15 protein-coding genes and 1 riboswitch are annotated in these 14,384 nt (G+C 51.5%); of the genes, 14 read left to right on the forward strand and 1 reads right to left on the reverse strand.

Annotated elements, in window-relative coordinates; translation table 11 throughout:
* Positions 1 to 75: 75 nt before the first annotated feature.
* The 3 genes from ABD880_RS10370 to ABD880_RS10380 all read left to right on the forward strand — a co-directional run bounded on the left by ABD880_RS10370 (position 76) and on the right by ABD880_RS10380 (position 4,263).
* Positions 76 to 537, forward strand: coding sequence for a hypothetical protein (locus tag ABD880_RS10370; protein ID WP_345165496.1), 462 nt, complete (start codon positions 76 to 78; stop codon positions 535 to 537).
* A 420-nt stretch (positions 538 to 957) separates the two neighbouring features.
* Positions 958 to 1,158, forward strand: a riboswitch (cobalamin riboswitch).
* Between the two features lie 158 nt (positions 1,159 to 1,316).
* Complete coding sequence (locus ABD880_RS10375) at positions 1,317 to 3,200, forward strand: TonB-dependent receptor (protein WP_345165498.1); 1,884 nt, start codon at positions 1,317 to 1,319, stop codon at positions 3,198 to 3,200.
* Between the two features lie 28 nt (positions 3,201 to 3,228).
* Positions 3,229 to 4,263, forward strand: coding sequence for a DUF5074 domain-containing protein (locus tag ABD880_RS10380; RefSeq protein WP_345165500.1), 1,035 nt, complete (start codon positions 3,229 to 3,231; stop codon positions 4,261 to 4,263).
* Positions 4,264 to 4,356: 93 nt separating this feature from the next.
* Here the strand turns inward: ABD880_RS10380 and ABD880_RS10385 are convergent, their stop codons facing one another.
* Positions 4,357 to 4,701 (reverse strand): hypothetical protein, encoded by a 345-nt coding sequence (locus ABD880_RS10385; RefSeq protein ID WP_345165501.1) that lies wholly within the window; start codon positions 4,699 to 4,701, stop codon positions 4,357 to 4,359.
* A 257-nt stretch (positions 4,702 to 4,958) separates the two neighbouring features.
* On the opposite strand from ABD880_RS10385, the gene ABD880_RS10390 reads away from it, so the two are divergent.
* The 11 genes from ABD880_RS10390 to ABD880_RS10440 all read left to right on the forward strand — a co-directional run bounded on the left by ABD880_RS10390 (position 4,959) and on the right by ABD880_RS10440 (position 14,344).
* Complete coding sequence (locus ABD880_RS10390) at positions 4,959 to 5,507, forward strand: hypothetical protein (protein WP_345165504.1); 549 nt, start codon at positions 4,959 to 4,961, stop codon at positions 5,505 to 5,507.
* Between the two features lie 169 nt (positions 5,508 to 5,676).
* Positions 5,677 to 6,303 (forward strand): thioredoxin family protein, encoded by a 627-nt coding sequence (locus ABD880_RS10395; RefSeq protein ID WP_345165506.1) that lies wholly within the window; start codon positions 5,677 to 5,679, stop codon positions 6,301 to 6,303.
* A gap of 3 nt (positions 6,304 to 6,306) precedes the next feature.
* Complete coding sequence (locus ABD880_RS10400) at positions 6,307 to 6,642, forward strand: hypothetical protein (protein WP_345165508.1); 336 nt, start codon at positions 6,307 to 6,309, stop codon at positions 6,640 to 6,642.
* A 110-nt stretch (positions 6,643 to 6,752) separates the two neighbouring features.
* Entirely contained in the window at positions 6,753 to 7,310 is a 558-nt protein-coding gene (locus ABD880_RS10405; protein WP_345165511.1) for an AraC family transcriptional regulator, read from the forward strand.
* 145 nt (positions 7,311 to 7,455) lie between these two features.
* Positions 7,456 to 7,785, forward strand: coding sequence for a four-helix bundle copper-binding protein (locus ABD880_RS10410; RefSeq protein ID WP_345165514.1), 330 nt, complete (start codon positions 7,456 to 7,458; stop codon positions 7,783 to 7,785).
* Positions 7,786 to 8,091: 306 nt separating this feature from the next.
* Positions 8,092 to 9,021, forward strand: a complete 930-nt coding sequence (locus ABD880_RS10415) for a cation diffusion facilitator family transporter (RefSeq protein ID WP_345165516.1) — start codon at positions 8,092 to 8,094, stop codon at positions 9,019 to 9,021.
* A gap of 79 nt (positions 9,022 to 9,100) precedes the next feature.
* Positions 9,101 to 9,730, forward strand: a complete 630-nt coding sequence (locus ABD880_RS10420; RefSeq protein WP_345165519.1) for a hypothetical protein — start codon at positions 9,101 to 9,103, stop codon at positions 9,728 to 9,730.
* A 105-nt stretch (positions 9,731 to 9,835) separates the two neighbouring features.
* Complete coding sequence (locus ABD880_RS10425) at positions 9,836 to 10,216, forward strand: four-helix bundle copper-binding protein (protein WP_345165522.1); 381 nt, start codon at positions 9,836 to 9,838, stop codon at positions 10,214 to 10,216.
* Positions 10,217 to 10,434: 218 nt separating this feature from the next.
* Positions 10,435 to 11,496: a flavin-containing monooxygenase gene (locus ABD880_RS10430; protein WP_345165525.1), complete on the forward strand. Its 1,062-nt coding sequence runs from the start codon at positions 10,435 to 10,437 to the stop codon at positions 11,494 to 11,496.
* A 159-nt stretch (positions 11,497 to 11,655) separates the two neighbouring features.
* A complete protein-coding gene (locus tag ABD880_RS10435; protein WP_345165527.1) occupies positions 11,656 to 13,896 on the forward strand; it encodes a heavy metal translocating P-type ATPase in 2,241 nt (746 codons plus the stop codon).
* A gap of 235 nt (positions 13,897 to 14,131) precedes the next feature.
* A complete protein-coding gene (locus tag ABD880_RS10440; protein WP_345165530.1) occupies positions 14,132 to 14,344 on the forward strand; it encodes a heavy-metal-associated domain-containing protein in 213 nt (70 codons plus the stop codon).
* Positions 14,345 to 14,384: the final 40 nt, after the last annotated feature.

Consider the following 14,384-nt stretch of genomic DNA (forward strand, 5'->3'; position numbering starts at 1 on the left):
AAAAACAGGGATTGGTTTCTTCTACCACTTCACAAGTAAGGATAATTCTTTTACTTTTAAGTAATCCCTACCTGTATGAGAAATCTACTTCTGCTCTTTATAAGCCTTTGCACCCTCTCTGTGGCCAACGCCCAAAAAGTGGTTTCTTCTTTTAAAGAAGCCGAAGGCACGGCCTATTCCATGCAGTCTTTGGATGCCCGCTACAAAAGCGCCATTCATGAGGATAGCACGCAAGCGGTTTTCACAGGTCAAGCCCAACAACAGCACATAACCGCCTACCGACAATTGTTACAGAATCTGGGCAGATACCTGGTTCAGAATAAGTTTTCCTGGGACAAACCCACCCGTTGTTTCAACCGGTTCTATTTTAACCAAGACGGCTCCATTGACTACTATTTGTTCAACTTCCAGGACGTGGATGCTCAAAAGCTAGCCGAGTTCCAGCGGCTCATGACCCAGTTCATCCAGAGCAACAAAATTGCCATGCAGGCACCGGTCAAGTTTAGCCAGTGCAGCCCGGTGGTGTATAAGGATTAGTGCAATGAAAGCCTTGAGAGTAATAAACGTACTTCTGGTAACAACATCTGCGCTTTTTGTCTTTCTTACCTCGGCGTTCTTGTTCTTAGGAAGTAGAGAGGCATATGAACTGATGGTTGAGAATCTATTATACTACTTCTCAGGTCGGTTTTTATCCTTCGCCTATGTTGGCCTTGTACTTACCTTGATTATAGGAGTGGTAAATCTTTTGGTAGCACTTGTCTTGCGCCAAGAGAAAAAATCAGCCCTACAGGTTGCTTTAAAGTCCTTAGCTCTATTCACCTGCTGCGCCTTGGTGGGAACCATTATTTTCTTTTCTAAATAAGAAACCGTTTTTGGCCTGTTTCCTAGAAAACGAGCCAAAACTGACATTGGCCAGATTTTTCTCTGCTCACATAGTGCAATTCTTAAACTTCCCGTACCTTTGCCTCAGATTTTGGTGACAGACTCGGCCGCCCGCCGATGACGTCTTAAAAGGGAATCAGGTGTAAAACCTGAGCTGTTCCCGCAACTGTTATCTTCTAACACAAGCTGTCCACCGCATGCCACTGTCTGTTGACCAGATGGGAAGGCCGGCCAGCCGAAGAGAGCCAGGAGACCTGCCAACATCCACAATTCACCTGGAGGCTTTCGGGAAAAAAAGCAGCAAGGATGGTGGCCCCGCGTGGGCTGGCGTTTTCGTTTATTTCCTTTTCTGGCAAGTCTCCTCTGCATTTTGTAGCTGAGGCATGGTACGTCCGTTTTTTACGTGTTTGGTTTGTTCCCTGGGGCTTATGGTCATGATACCATTAGCTAGTCATGCGCAGGCGCCTATGCCTGACTCAGTGCTGGTAAATCCCATTGAGATTACCGGTGCCAAGTACACCCGCTTCGCCGCCGGCACCAAACTAGAGGCGGTAGATACCCTTCTACTACAACGCCAACCCGGCCTTACCTTGGCAGACGTCCTGCAACAGCGCAGTGGCTTGTACCTGAAAAGCTACGGCAACGGCATGACCGCTACGGTAGCCTTTAGAGGCACTACTGCCAGCCATACCGCCGTGTTATGGAACGGGTTCAATATCGCCTTACCCACGTTAGGTTTATCTGATTTCGCCTTGCTGCCACCAGCTGCCCACAGCCTGATTACCCTGCAACACGGACCTAGCGGGGCATTGCACGGCTCTGGGGCTATTGGCGGTGCGGTGCTATTGGAAAACCCAGCAGATTTTTCGCCTAATCAAATGGTGCGGGTGCAACAGCAGGAGGGTAGTTTTGGCCATCATCGCACGGCTGTGAGTGGGAATTATGGAAATGGGCGGTTGGCCTTGACGTCTTCCTTTACCAGAACCAGCGCAGACAATAATTTTAAATACAGAGACCTCACGCAATTTGGTCAACCGTGGCAGGAACAGCAAAATGCGGCTTTTAATCAGAATAGCTTCGCGCAGGAAGTACATCTTAAGCTCAGCCCCACGCAACATCTCTCGGTAAGGGGCTGGTGGGTGAAAACGCACCGGCAGGTCCAGCCGCCCATGGGCGGTGCCAATAACAATGCCCAGCAAGACGATGAAAACCTAAGGCTGATGACGGAGTGGCAGGGCCAGATTGCCAGAGGCACCACCACCGTCAAAGCCGCCTACTTCAAAGACCGCTTGGATTACAGTGAAAACGGCCATCCCTCTCTTTCTACCGTCAATACGTGGCAAGGCCAACTAGAGCATGAGCGCACGCTGTTGCCCAACCTCCTCTTGCAAGTAGGGACAGAAGGACAATTATTCAAAGCCGAAGTAAGTGGCTACGGAGATGGTCAAAAAGAAAACCGCTATTCTGCCTACGCCTGGATGCGCTATGATCCACTAGAGAAACTGCAGATTAGCCTGAACGTGCGACAGGCCTGGGTAGACGGGTTTAATCCGCCGGTGACGCCCACGCTGGGCGCTAATTTCATCTTGTCAGAAAAAGAGGCCGGCACGCTCACGCTCAAAGGCAACGTTTCCAGAAGTTACCGCGTGCCCACGCTCAATGACCGCTACTGGCGGCCGGGCGGCAATCCAGACCTAAGCCCAGAAAGCGGTTGGGGCTATGAGGCAGGCTTGGCGCATGCCTTTCAGCAAAACCAACTTACAAGCCAGACAGAAGTAACCGTGTACAGACTAAAGGTGCAGGATTGGATCCAGTGGCAACCGTCTGTGACGGGCGGATACTCAGAGCCCGTGAACCTGCAGACGGTACGCGGCCACGGACTGGAACTGGACACCAAATGGAAGTATGCCTCTGCCCGCCATCTAATCCTTTCTGGCGGCGCGGCCTACGGCTATACCATCTCAGAACAAGTCCTGCCTAATGCGCACGCAGAACTCCAAGACCGGCAGTTGTTTTATGTGCCCAAGCACAAAGTGGCAGGCTACGCCGAAGCCAGAGTCAAGGGCTGGTGGTTGGCCCTGGACGGAACCTTTACCAGCCTGCGCTACACAGACCAGGACAATGACAACTGGCTGGACCCTTACGCTCTGGCCAACGTCTCTGCAGGAAAAACCATCCGCTGGTCTGCATTTGAGGCGCAGCTCATGGCACAGGTGCAGAACCTGGCCAACACTACGTACCAGGCCATGGCCTACCGGGCCATGCCGCCGCGGCACTATAGAATCTCACTGGCCTTGCAATGGGCCAAACGTCCTTAAACATTTCCATTCATCACACATCCATACTATGAATCTTATCTCCTTTAGAAAGCCCTTCTTGTTTGCAGCTCTGGCCAGCGCCCTGGTATTCACCTCATCTTGTGAGAATGACAAAGAAGAAGCGTCGCCGTTTAGTGACGGTGTCTTTGTCACCAATGAAGGCCAGTTTAACAGTGTAAACGCAGAGGTGAGCTTTATCTCTAGAGACGGCAAGACCGTCATTCCAGCCTTATTCAACCAAGTTAACAACCGTCCGCTGGGTGATGCGGCGCAGTCCATGACCTTTATTGGGGACAAGGCTTACATTGTGGTGAACAACAGCCAAAAGATTGAAGTGGTAGACGGTCGCACGTTTTCTTCTACCGGCGTCATCAATGACTTGTCCATCCCTAGGTACATGGCCGCCCTCAACAACAATAAAGCGTACGTGACCGAGTATGTGGGCTATAGCTTTTTTGGCTACACCGGCACTGGCCGCGTTTCTGTACTCAACCTTGCCAACAACACCGTTACCAAAACCATTGACGTGGGTCTTCTGCCAGAGGGAGCCTTGCTGCACAACGGCAAACTCTACGTGGCCAACAGCGGCGGAAGCACCGTTTCTATCATCAATACCAGCACTGACGCGGTAGAGGCTACCCTAGAAGTAGGCAACGGCCCTGCCCACATGGTCTTAGACGCCAACAACAAAATATGGGTGATTAGAGGCACGTATGGAGAGCCGGGCGCCCTGGTCAAGATTGATCCTGCCAACAACCACGCCATCACGTCTTACCAAATCCCAGGCTCAGGGCTGTTGACCATCAATGGCAGTAAGAACACGCTCTACTATTCTTCTGCCGGCAAAATCTACAGCATGTCCGTCACGGCTACCGCTGCCCCTACTACGCCTTTGATCAGTCGCAACCCGTACGGCTTGGGCCTTGACCCAGAAAGCAACAAGCTGTATTTAGGCGTGGGCGGCTATACCACCAACGGCTGGGTGGTGCGCTATGAAACCACCGGGGCCAGGATTGACTCGTTCCAGGTAAGAGTACTGCCCAACGGCTTCACGTTTAGATAGTCGTTTTTAGGCTATTTTTCGCAAAACAGGTCAAAAACGAAGCAGCCTGCCTCAAAATGGGGCAGGCTGCTTCGTTTCCTATGGAAAGGTGTGTTAGATGCCGGTGGTGGCATTGGCTGCGCCGCCTACGCCGTTGCCAGAGTTGGTGTTGGCGTCCTTGTCACGCATTTTCTTCTGTTGCTTATCATAAACGTCTTCATAGGCAGAATCTGGCGTAGTCCCCGAGCCTGGGGCTGCCTCGCCGCGGTTGTCCTGGGTGTTGTCATTCATGCCGTCCTCATTGTGCTCGGTGGGGCTTTTATCTTTAAAGTCGCTTTCCTCTACGTTGGTGTCACCATCACTGGTGCCGGTGCTGCAGGCCATGGCCCCCATGGACAGAGCGCCCGCAAAAAGCAGGGACCAGGAGAGGCGCTTTACAGAATTCATTCGCTTTTTCATAGTTCTAGGTTCAGGGTTTGAGCGTAAGGACCCGTAGGCTGTTCCAGGGGCCGCTTACCTGATAGTACGCGCATCTTATAGTTTGAGTTAACTACGCCGGCACCTATTCATATTTCTATAAACGCACAGCATCTAAGGGTGAAGATGCGCTTTGGCCTAATCTAAATGCAATCCGGACTCGTATCAGATACAGTGCAGAGGCTAAAGGCCCGGCGCATAGGTATTAGATGTTTTACTTAAGATAAGGAGATAGAATCATGAAAGGAAGTGGAAACAGCCCCAAAGAAAACAGGCCAACGCAAGACAATAGCTGGCAGGCAGAGCGCGCGCAAGACCAGAACGCGGGCCAGAACAACAGCAACCGCCATAACAACAATCCAGAGAACAAAGGCTCCTCGCACCAGGCCACAACCTATAGCCAGCAGCACCCAGACGGCAGCAGCCATCAAAACTCTGACAACAACCAGAACACCAACATGGGCGCGGGCGTGAGCGGCAGACCCAACAACCGCAGCAACGACAGCACCATAGACAGTAAAAACGCCCCCAAGTTTCAGGATGGGCCGGTGGCCGGCGGCGCAGACAACACCCGCGGCCAGAACGTGCCGTCCAGTGAAGGAAAGGGCGCTGGTGCCAAGCATGCCAAATTTGACCCAGAAGCCAAAAGCCCGCAAGGCTCTAATGCCAACTGGACTTCTACCCGCGGCGCCGACAGTTCTGACAAAGAATTTAGAAACAACCAGCCCAACGCCAGCACCTTAAAAGGGCATAAGAGCAATGAGAACCTGGGCAACGAGAAAGAATAACCTAAGCCCTAGATGAGAACGGCCGTTTTTGGCCTGTTTTCCAGAAAAGACCCGAAAACCAGTTTCGGGTCTTTTCTTTTTATGGACGCTGCCCAGCCTTCTTTTGTTGGGCAGTGGCTGGCATTGCGTATCTTCGTATATAGTTGCTCATATACTACCTGTTCTTCTCATGGAAGCCAACCCCAATGTGATTACCCCCGAAGTAGTAGCCCAAGGCCTTTCCTTCTCACAATACATGGACCAAGTGCGCGAGGCCGTGGCCCAGAACAGAACCACCGGACTGGAGCAGTCACGTCTTTTAGCAGACGTCACCAAGAACAACGTGCCCATCATGGAGCGCACCTACCAGACGCCCCTCCTACCCGAGTTGGTAAACCTGGTGCAGAACCTACCTACGTCCATGATCTGGCTGGTGTTAACCGAAGGTTGGTGCGGAGACGCCGCCCAGAACGTGCCCATTCTGGCTTCTATTGCAGAGCATTCACCCAACATTACGTTCAAGACCATCCTGCGCTCTGAGCACCCAGAAGTGATGGACGCCTACCTGACCAACGGCGGAAAAAGCATTCCCAAGCTCATCTGCCTGGATGCCCGCACCCTGCAACCGCTGGGTTCCTGGGGGCCGCGCCCGCAAGTCTTGCAAGAAGCCATTCTACCGCTCAAAAAGAGTGATCTGCACATTCTGGAAACCATCCGGCTGGCGCAAGAAATATCAGACGCAGACCAGGGCCATTCTCTGCAAAAAGAATTGTTAACCTTTATCCCGGCGTGGGTGCAGGCCGCCCAGTCATTATAAATTATGGCTAAGACTGTAAAACCGCTTAAGCGCCATCCGTTTGAGCGCCCCTGGAAACGAGATTTGCTCATTACCGGCCTTATCTCCATGCTGTTGGCCATGGCGGTGCTGTTGTATGCGTTTGGCCTCACAAATGATTTCATCCTGCGTCTGTTCAATGCCTTTTCGGGTATCTTCATTCTGTTGGCTGGCACTGCCTTGGTAATAGTGCCCTCGGTGAACTGGGTTTTTGCCCGATTCTCCAAAAACAGGCCAAAAACGACCCGCGCCGCCGCTCCCAAAAGAAACGCTCCCAAGCAGAATACCTATAAGAGCCCTTCTGAGAGTCGCGAGTCTTGAGTCTGGATTTGCACTACATTTGAAATTTACTTGTTACGTTGCTGAGCCATCTGCACATCTTCAAATTCATTCACTAGCACATCAGCACATTAATTAATTAGCACATTAACATGCAGTTACACATCAAGAACATGGTTTGCCCCAGATGCATAGCCACCGTCACGGAGGTGCTGTCTGCGCAAGGGTTGCAGGTGCAGGAGGTGAAGCTGGGTGAGGCTTTGGTAGAGGGCGAGGTGCACACAGAGCAGCTACAAGCGGCCTTGCAACAACACGGCTTTGAACTGCTACAAGAGAAGGACGAGCAACTCACCGACCTCATCAAAACTACTCTGCTGGAATATCAGCATCATTTAGAACAAGAATACCAGCCCATCACCACGTCTGTATACCTGGCAGAAAAATTGGGCACGTCCTATCAGCACTTAAGCAAGGTCTTCTCCCAGCAGACCGGGACCACCATTGAAAAATACCTCATCAAACTCAAGATTGAGCGTGTGAAAGAGCTTCTTTCTTACGGTGAGTTGACCTTGAGCGAGATTGCCTTTAAGCTCCAGTACAGCAGCGTGCAGCACCTGTCCAACCAGTTCAAGAAAGTGACCGGCGTCTCTGTGACAGACTACAAAAAAGCCCCGTCAGTAGAGCGCCTTCCGCTGGACAAGCTTACCTAGCCCACCTCCGGTTTTTCCTTTTTTGACAACACCCAGTTGCTAGTGGGCGTAAACCTGTAGTACCCGTTGCCTAAACGCAACTTGTGGGTACTGCCTATAGAGTGTGCATGTGCCTCATCTATGTTTCATTTAAAACTATGATCTAATGCACCATTCACAAAACCGACCAGCCATTGACGCTTTACAAGAATGTATTCTAGCCTGTGAGCACTGCGCTACCGCCTGCCTGCAAGAAGAAGACGTAAAAATGATGGCCCGCTGTATTATGCTGGACCGTGACTGCGCCGACATCTGCCGCCTGACCATGACGCTTCTGGCCCGCGGCTCTGAGCACGGCAAACACCTGCTGCGCGAGTGCATGGAAGTCTGCGAAGCCTGCGCCGTTGAGTGTGGCAAGCACCACCATGACCACTGCCAAGAATGCGCTACAGCCTGCCGTCGTTGCGTGGAGGCTTGTAAGTCTTTGGCGGCCTAATCCTTTCTCAGGTAGATAGAACAAGACAGCTGGCATCTGCCGGCTGTTTCTTTTTTAAGGCTAAAGTGAATTTGGCGTTTTTGGCCTCTTTCCCATAAAACAGGCTAAAAACGGCCTCTTCTTATAATTTCAGGTGGGGAATTTTCTATAACTGTTTTTTTCAACCTCACTCAATCCCATAACTGAATTTTACACAACTGCCCCTCTCATTTTGTAACGACGGTTAGTCAAACACCTACTTCCTTTGCCATGATTGGTAGTTGGCCAAGCGGCTTACGTATACTTACCAGAACACCAGGGCATTTTATGGAGCATTCACATTCGCACGGGCATCACCACCATGGACACGGCCTTCCTTCTTCTACCGGAAGTTTGAACAAGGCCTTCGGCTGGGGTATTGCGCTCAACATCTTGTTTGTGGTAGTAGAGTCCGGGGCCGGTTGGTACTACAATTCTCTGGCGCTGCTCACAGACGCAGGGCATAACCTGACAGACGTGGTGAGCTTGCTCCTGGCCTTTTTTGCCATCAAGCTTTCGCAGCGAAAACCCACCGAGCGGTTTACATATGGCTACGGCAAAACCACCACGCTGGTCTCTTTGCTCAACGCCATTCTGCTCATGCTGGCGGTGGGTGCCATTGGCTGGGAGGCCATAGGTCGTCTAGGCACCTCGCCAGAACTCAACGGAGCCGCCATTTCCATAGTGGCGGTGATAGGCATTGCCATCAATGCCGGCACCGCCCTGCTCTTCTTCCGGGACAAAGAGCATGACATCAACGTAAAGGGTGCCTACCTGCACATGGCCGCCGATGCCCTGGTTAGTCTAGGCGTGGTGGCGGCGGGCCTGCTCATGCGCTACACCGGTTGGTTCTGGATTGACGCCGTCTTGAGTTTGATCATTGTGAGCATTATTGTCTGGAGCACCTGGGGCCTGCTCAAAGAATCGCTGCGCCTTTCTCTGGACGCCGTTCCGCAGGGCATAGACTTAAAAGCAGTGCAAACCTATCTGCGGCAGGTGCCCGGCGTAGAGCAAATCCATGACCTGCACGTCTGGGCCATGAGCAGCACCGAGAATTCGCTCACCGCCCACTTAGTGGTCACAGATGCGTACCAAGACGAGCAATTGTCCACCATCAGAAAAGAGTTGAAAGAGCAGTTCCAGATACAACACGTGACCATCCAGGTTGAACGCGGCCCCATGTCCCAAGCCTGTGCGCAAGCCGAGGCGCATCATTGATAGAAATCAATTTGCATGGACTTGTTAAAAAAACGCCTTAAACGTTTCAGTTTCTTTTAAATCCCTTTAGATTTATTTAATGGAAGATCTGCAAGTGAAAGTGTTTGAGCCAAAGGAAGAATCTTTTAAGATTACTCCCAACATGATAATGTACCCACTTATTGCAATTGGTATTATTGGTTACTTCACGTTAGACGAATTAGTGGACCCAGAAAGCGATTTAGGAGATACGTTACTTCTCACTTATATTTTCATCACTTTGCCTGCTTATCTGTTTTTCCAAATAACCAGCACTCACAGTACTAAGGCTCTAAATGGCACCTTTAACGGATATCTTAGCATTACGAATAAAGAAATCACTATCCAGAAGGACACCTATACTTGGGCAGAAATACAAGAAATTGATTTTTCCTTCAATGATTACTTCGGTGAAAAGCCTACTATTCCAACTACCGGAAATTTTAACCGGACTATATCACAAGGAGTCAACAATTTTATCAAACTAACCTTACAACAAGGAGAGACAAGGCAAGCCTACTTTAGACAAGTAGCCAAAGGAGACCGCAAAAAATTTTACCCCTTTATCATCAATATGATTAAGCTTGGTAAAATTTCTGTTTCTAGGGGTGCTGAATTAATGGGTATTACCAATAAGCATGAACTGGAGGAACTTTCCAAATTGCCAGAACTAGGCAAGTTTGTGTATTAGCAATATCGATTGCCGTTTTTCACCTCTTTCCCAGAAAACAGCCCAAAAACGGCGGTCCCCTTTTGGAGCAGGTGCGTATAGAAGAAGAGACCAAACTAGAAGCCTATGCGTACCGAGTATAAACCGGCCATTGATGCCCTGTTGGCCTGTATTGCGGCCTGCGACCATTGTGCCACCGCCTGCCTCCAGGAGGAGGAAGTCAAGAAAATGGCGCGCTGTATTCACCTGGACCTGGACTGCGCCGATTACTGCAGACTGGGGGCCTCGTTCCTGTCCAAAGGTTCTGAACACGCCCGGCTGGTGCTCAGGCAGTGTGTAGAAATCTGCGAGGCCTGCGCCGTTGAATGTGAACGCCACGCCCATGACCACTGCATAGCCTGCGCCCAGGCGTGTAGAAACTGCATAGAAGTGTGTCAGGAACTCATTCCCAAATCAGATCCCTTAAGTGAACTGTTGGCCGCCGCCAGCAACTCAGAAACTGCGTAACGTTTTTGGCCTCTTTCGCAGAATTCAACCTAAAAACGACCTGTATAAAACTCCTTCCTGTGGCAAGCGTGAGGGAGTTTTCTTTTGTTGGCGTCTTATTGCATGAAATCCTGTACTTCTTTGGCAGAATTGTGTAAACCCATGGCTGAGGACTTGCGCTAGTTTTGCTGGGTAAGCGCACAACACCATGCAAGCACCAGAAAACCTCCACCACATTTATGTATGATGTCCTTGTGATTGGCGCAGGGCAGGCAGGATTAGCCACTGGCTATTACCTAAAAGAGCAGGGCAAACAATTCTTGTTAGTAGAAGCCGCGGCAACCGTAGGCTATTCTTGGCGAAGCCGCTATGATTCCCTCACCCTGTTCACTCCAGCGGAGTATTGCCAGTTACCCAGCTTCTCCCTGGACTTACCAAAAAACCACTACCCCACCAAAGACCAGATAGCCGACTACTTGGAGCAGTATGCCCGGCACTTCCAACTGCCCATATCCTTTAACCAGACCGTGACCTCTGTTTCCAAAGCGGATGGCGTGTTCATTATCCAAACCAACATTCAAACGTTCCAAGCCAGACAAGTGGTCATTGCTACGGGCCCGTTCCAGAAACCCTATATCCCCCAATATTCTACTTCGCTTAATCCACAGGTATTACAAGTGCACAGTTCCCAGTACCAGAATCCAAGCCAACTGCCAGCCGGGCCGGTGCTGGTGGTGGGCGCTGGTAATTCTGGTGCGCAGATTGCCGTGGAACTGTCCCAAACCCATGCCGTACACTTGTCCATCCGGAAGAAGCTCGCCTTCTCCTCTTTGACCAAGTGGGGCAAGAGCGTCTTCTGGTGGGGCACTACAACCGGCGTCTTGTTTGCTGGACCATCTACTTTTCTGGGTAAAAAGCTGTACCGACAGCAAGACGTCATCTATGGCCGTGAACTGGAAAAAGCCATTGACAGCAAACAGATTCAAGTGCGCAGCGAAATTGCTGACATTGATGAGCAAGAGGTACTGTTCAAAGACGGAAGCCGAAGCGCTTTCCAAACCATCATCTGGGCCACCGGCTTTCAACCTGATTATTCCTGGCTACAAATAGAAGGGGCCGTAAACCAACGGGGCGCGCCCTTGCATCATCAGGGCATCAGTCCGGTGCCGGGCTTGTTCTACGTAGGCCTCTCTTGGCAAACCTCTCGCAGCTCTGCCTTAATGCTGGGCGCGGGCCGTGACGCCAAGTTTATTGCGGCGCAACTAGCCAGCAACGTCCCAAATTCTGAGGCTGCTATCTAAGCAAAACCGTTTTTAAGGTGTTTTCTGGGAAAAAGGCCAAAAATGACGGCTTAGGCTAAAATTATGTAAGTCTGGTATATAAAGCTGTAACGCATGGCCCTCTTGCCAACCGTACCTTTGCTTTAGAAATTGAGACAAGACTTTAAATAAGACAACGATATGGCAACACTCACCAAACCAATAAAGGGCGCCATCAAAGATACGTTTCCGGTAGAGGGCATGACCTGCGCGGCCTGCGCCGGAAGCGTGGAGTCCATGCTCCAGGCCCAGCCCGGCGTGCAGAGCGCGGCCGTGAACTTCGCGGGTAAGACCGTGCTGGTAGAGTATGCCCCAGGCACCGACCTTACCTCTTTGCAAAAAGCTCTGCAGAGCGTGGGCTATGACCTACTCATCCAGAAAGAAGAAGCCACCCCAGAAGCCCAGCAAGCCCGCGAGCAGGAAGCCTACGCGCAGATCAAAAGCAAAACCGTTTGGGCCATTCTGCTGTCATTGCCGGTGGCCGTCATAGGCATGTTCTTCCATCACCTGCCCTACGGGAACTGGATCATGCTCGCCCTCTCCATTCCGGTGGTGTTTTGGTTTGGCCGGAGCTTCTTCATCAACGCATTCAAGCAGGCCAAGCACGGCAAAGCCAACATGGACACGCTGGTGGCCTTGAGTACCGGCATCGCGTTTCTGTTTAGTGCTTTTAACACCATTTATCCGCAATTTTTCTTAGACCGTGGACTAGAGCCCCACGTGTACTATGAGGCGGCCACGGTCATCATCGCGTTCATTCTTTTGGGCAAACTGCTGGAGGAACGGGCCAAGTCCAGAACCTCGGGGGCTATCAAGAAGCTGATGGGCCTGCAACCAAAATCCGTGAAGGCTTTGCGCAACGGCCAGGAGATAGAACTGCCTATTGAAGAGGTACTGGTGGGCGACGTCCTGATCATCAGGCCCGGAGAGAAGATTCCCGTGGACGGCAAAGTGCTGAGTGGGACGTCGTATCTGGATGAGAGCATGATCAGCGGCGAACCCATGGCCGTGGAGAAGAACGCGGGAGATCAAGTCTTTACTGGCACCATCAACCAGAAAGGCAGTTTGCAGATTACCGCAGAGAAGGTAGGCGCGCAGACGCTGTTGGCCCAAATCATCAAAATGGTGCAGGAGGCGCAGGGCTCTAAAGCGCCGGTGCAGAAACTGACGGACAAAGTGGCGGGCATCTTCGTGCCGGTGGTGATTGGGATTGCCTTACTCAGTTTTGTGGCCTGGTATTTTCTGGGCGGCGACAATGCCACCACGCATGCCTTACTGGCCTTGATTACCGTTTTAATCATTGCCTGTCCTTGTGCTTTGGGACTGGCTACCCCTACCGCCATCATGGTGGGCGTGGGCCGCGGCGCCGAAAACGGCATCCTCATCAAAGACGCCGAAAGCCTGGAAACCGCCCACAAACTCACTGCCATTGTCCTGGACAAAACGGGTACCATCACCAAAGGCAAGCCTGAAGTCACCAACCTCCTCTGGACCTCACCTGCAGAAAAACAGGCAGAATTGGCCGGGATATTGTTGGCCATGGAAAACCAAAGCGAGCACCCCTTAGCCGAGGCCGTGTCCAAGCACCTGACCGCTGAGGGAATCAAAGCAGTCACGTTAGAACAGTTTGAAAGCGTGACCGGACGCGGCGTGCAGGCAACGTACCAAGGACAGACCTACTGGCTGGGCAATGAAAAGCTGATGCAAGAAAACAACCTGCGTTTTTCACCTGATTTACAGGAAACAGCCCAAATGCTAAAAGCCGAGGCCAAGACCGTGGTTTACGCCGCCACGCAAGGTGAGGTAGTAGCGCTCATTGCCATCGCCGATGCCATCAAAGACACCTCACACCAAGCCGTGCAGGAGTTGCAAAGTCTAGGCTTACAAGTCTACATGCTCACCGGTGACAATTCTCAAACGGCCGCCGCAGTGGCCAAGCAGGTAGGTTTGCAACACTACAAAGCCGAGGTGATGCCGCAAGACAAAGCCGATTTCATAACAGAACTGCAGGCGCAAGGGCATGTAGTGGGCATGGTGGGTGACGGCATCAATGATTCGCAGGCGCTGGCGCTGGCAGACGTGGGCATTGCCATGGGCCGCGGCACCGACATTGCCATGGACGTAGCCAAAGTCACGCTCATGCACTCAGACCTCAGCGCCATCGCCAAGGCCATCAAGCTGAGCAAAGCCACGGTGCGCACCATCCATCAGAACTTGTTCTGGGCTTTCATTTACAACGTGATTGGCATCCCGGTAGCCGCTGGTTTGCTATACCCTATCTGGGGCTTCTTGCTGGACCCCATGCTGGCGGGCGCAGCCATGGCCTTGAGCTCGGTATCCGTGGTGACCAACAGTTTGCGCCTCCGTTCGTTAAAACTATAAGGCGTTGCTGGTTATTCGTTGTTTGTAAATCGAGGTCGTTTTTGGCCTCTTTTCTGGGAAATAGGCCAAAAACAAACTAACTCTCCCGCAAGTTGATAGCTTGCGGGTAGGAATGCCGCAAGTTTTCAACTTGCGTATTAGAATCGTATAGTGACGCAAGTTGACAACTTGCCCTCATGGGTAGCTCCAAGTCACAGACTTGAAGCATAAAATCTTACTTTATAATTATAAACAGATGAGCACTCAGAAATTTAAGACCAATATCAAGTGTGGCGGATGTATCAGTACTGTCACGCCTATCCTTGACAAGACCCCCGGCATATATTCTTGGGAGGTAGACACCAACTCACCAGACAAGGTGCTGACCGTAGAAGGCGACGCCACCTCAGAGGCCGTGATTCTGGCAGTAGAATTAGCTGGCTTCACGGCGGTTGAAATAGACGACTAATCTCTCCTGCCTAAAAACAGAAAGGCCGCTCTACCTGTAG

The organism is Nibribacter koreensis, from assembly GCF_039541795.1.
Classification (GTDB): domain Bacteria; phylum Bacteroidota; class Bacteroidia; order Cytophagales; family Hymenobacteraceae; genus Nibribacter; species Nibribacter koreensis.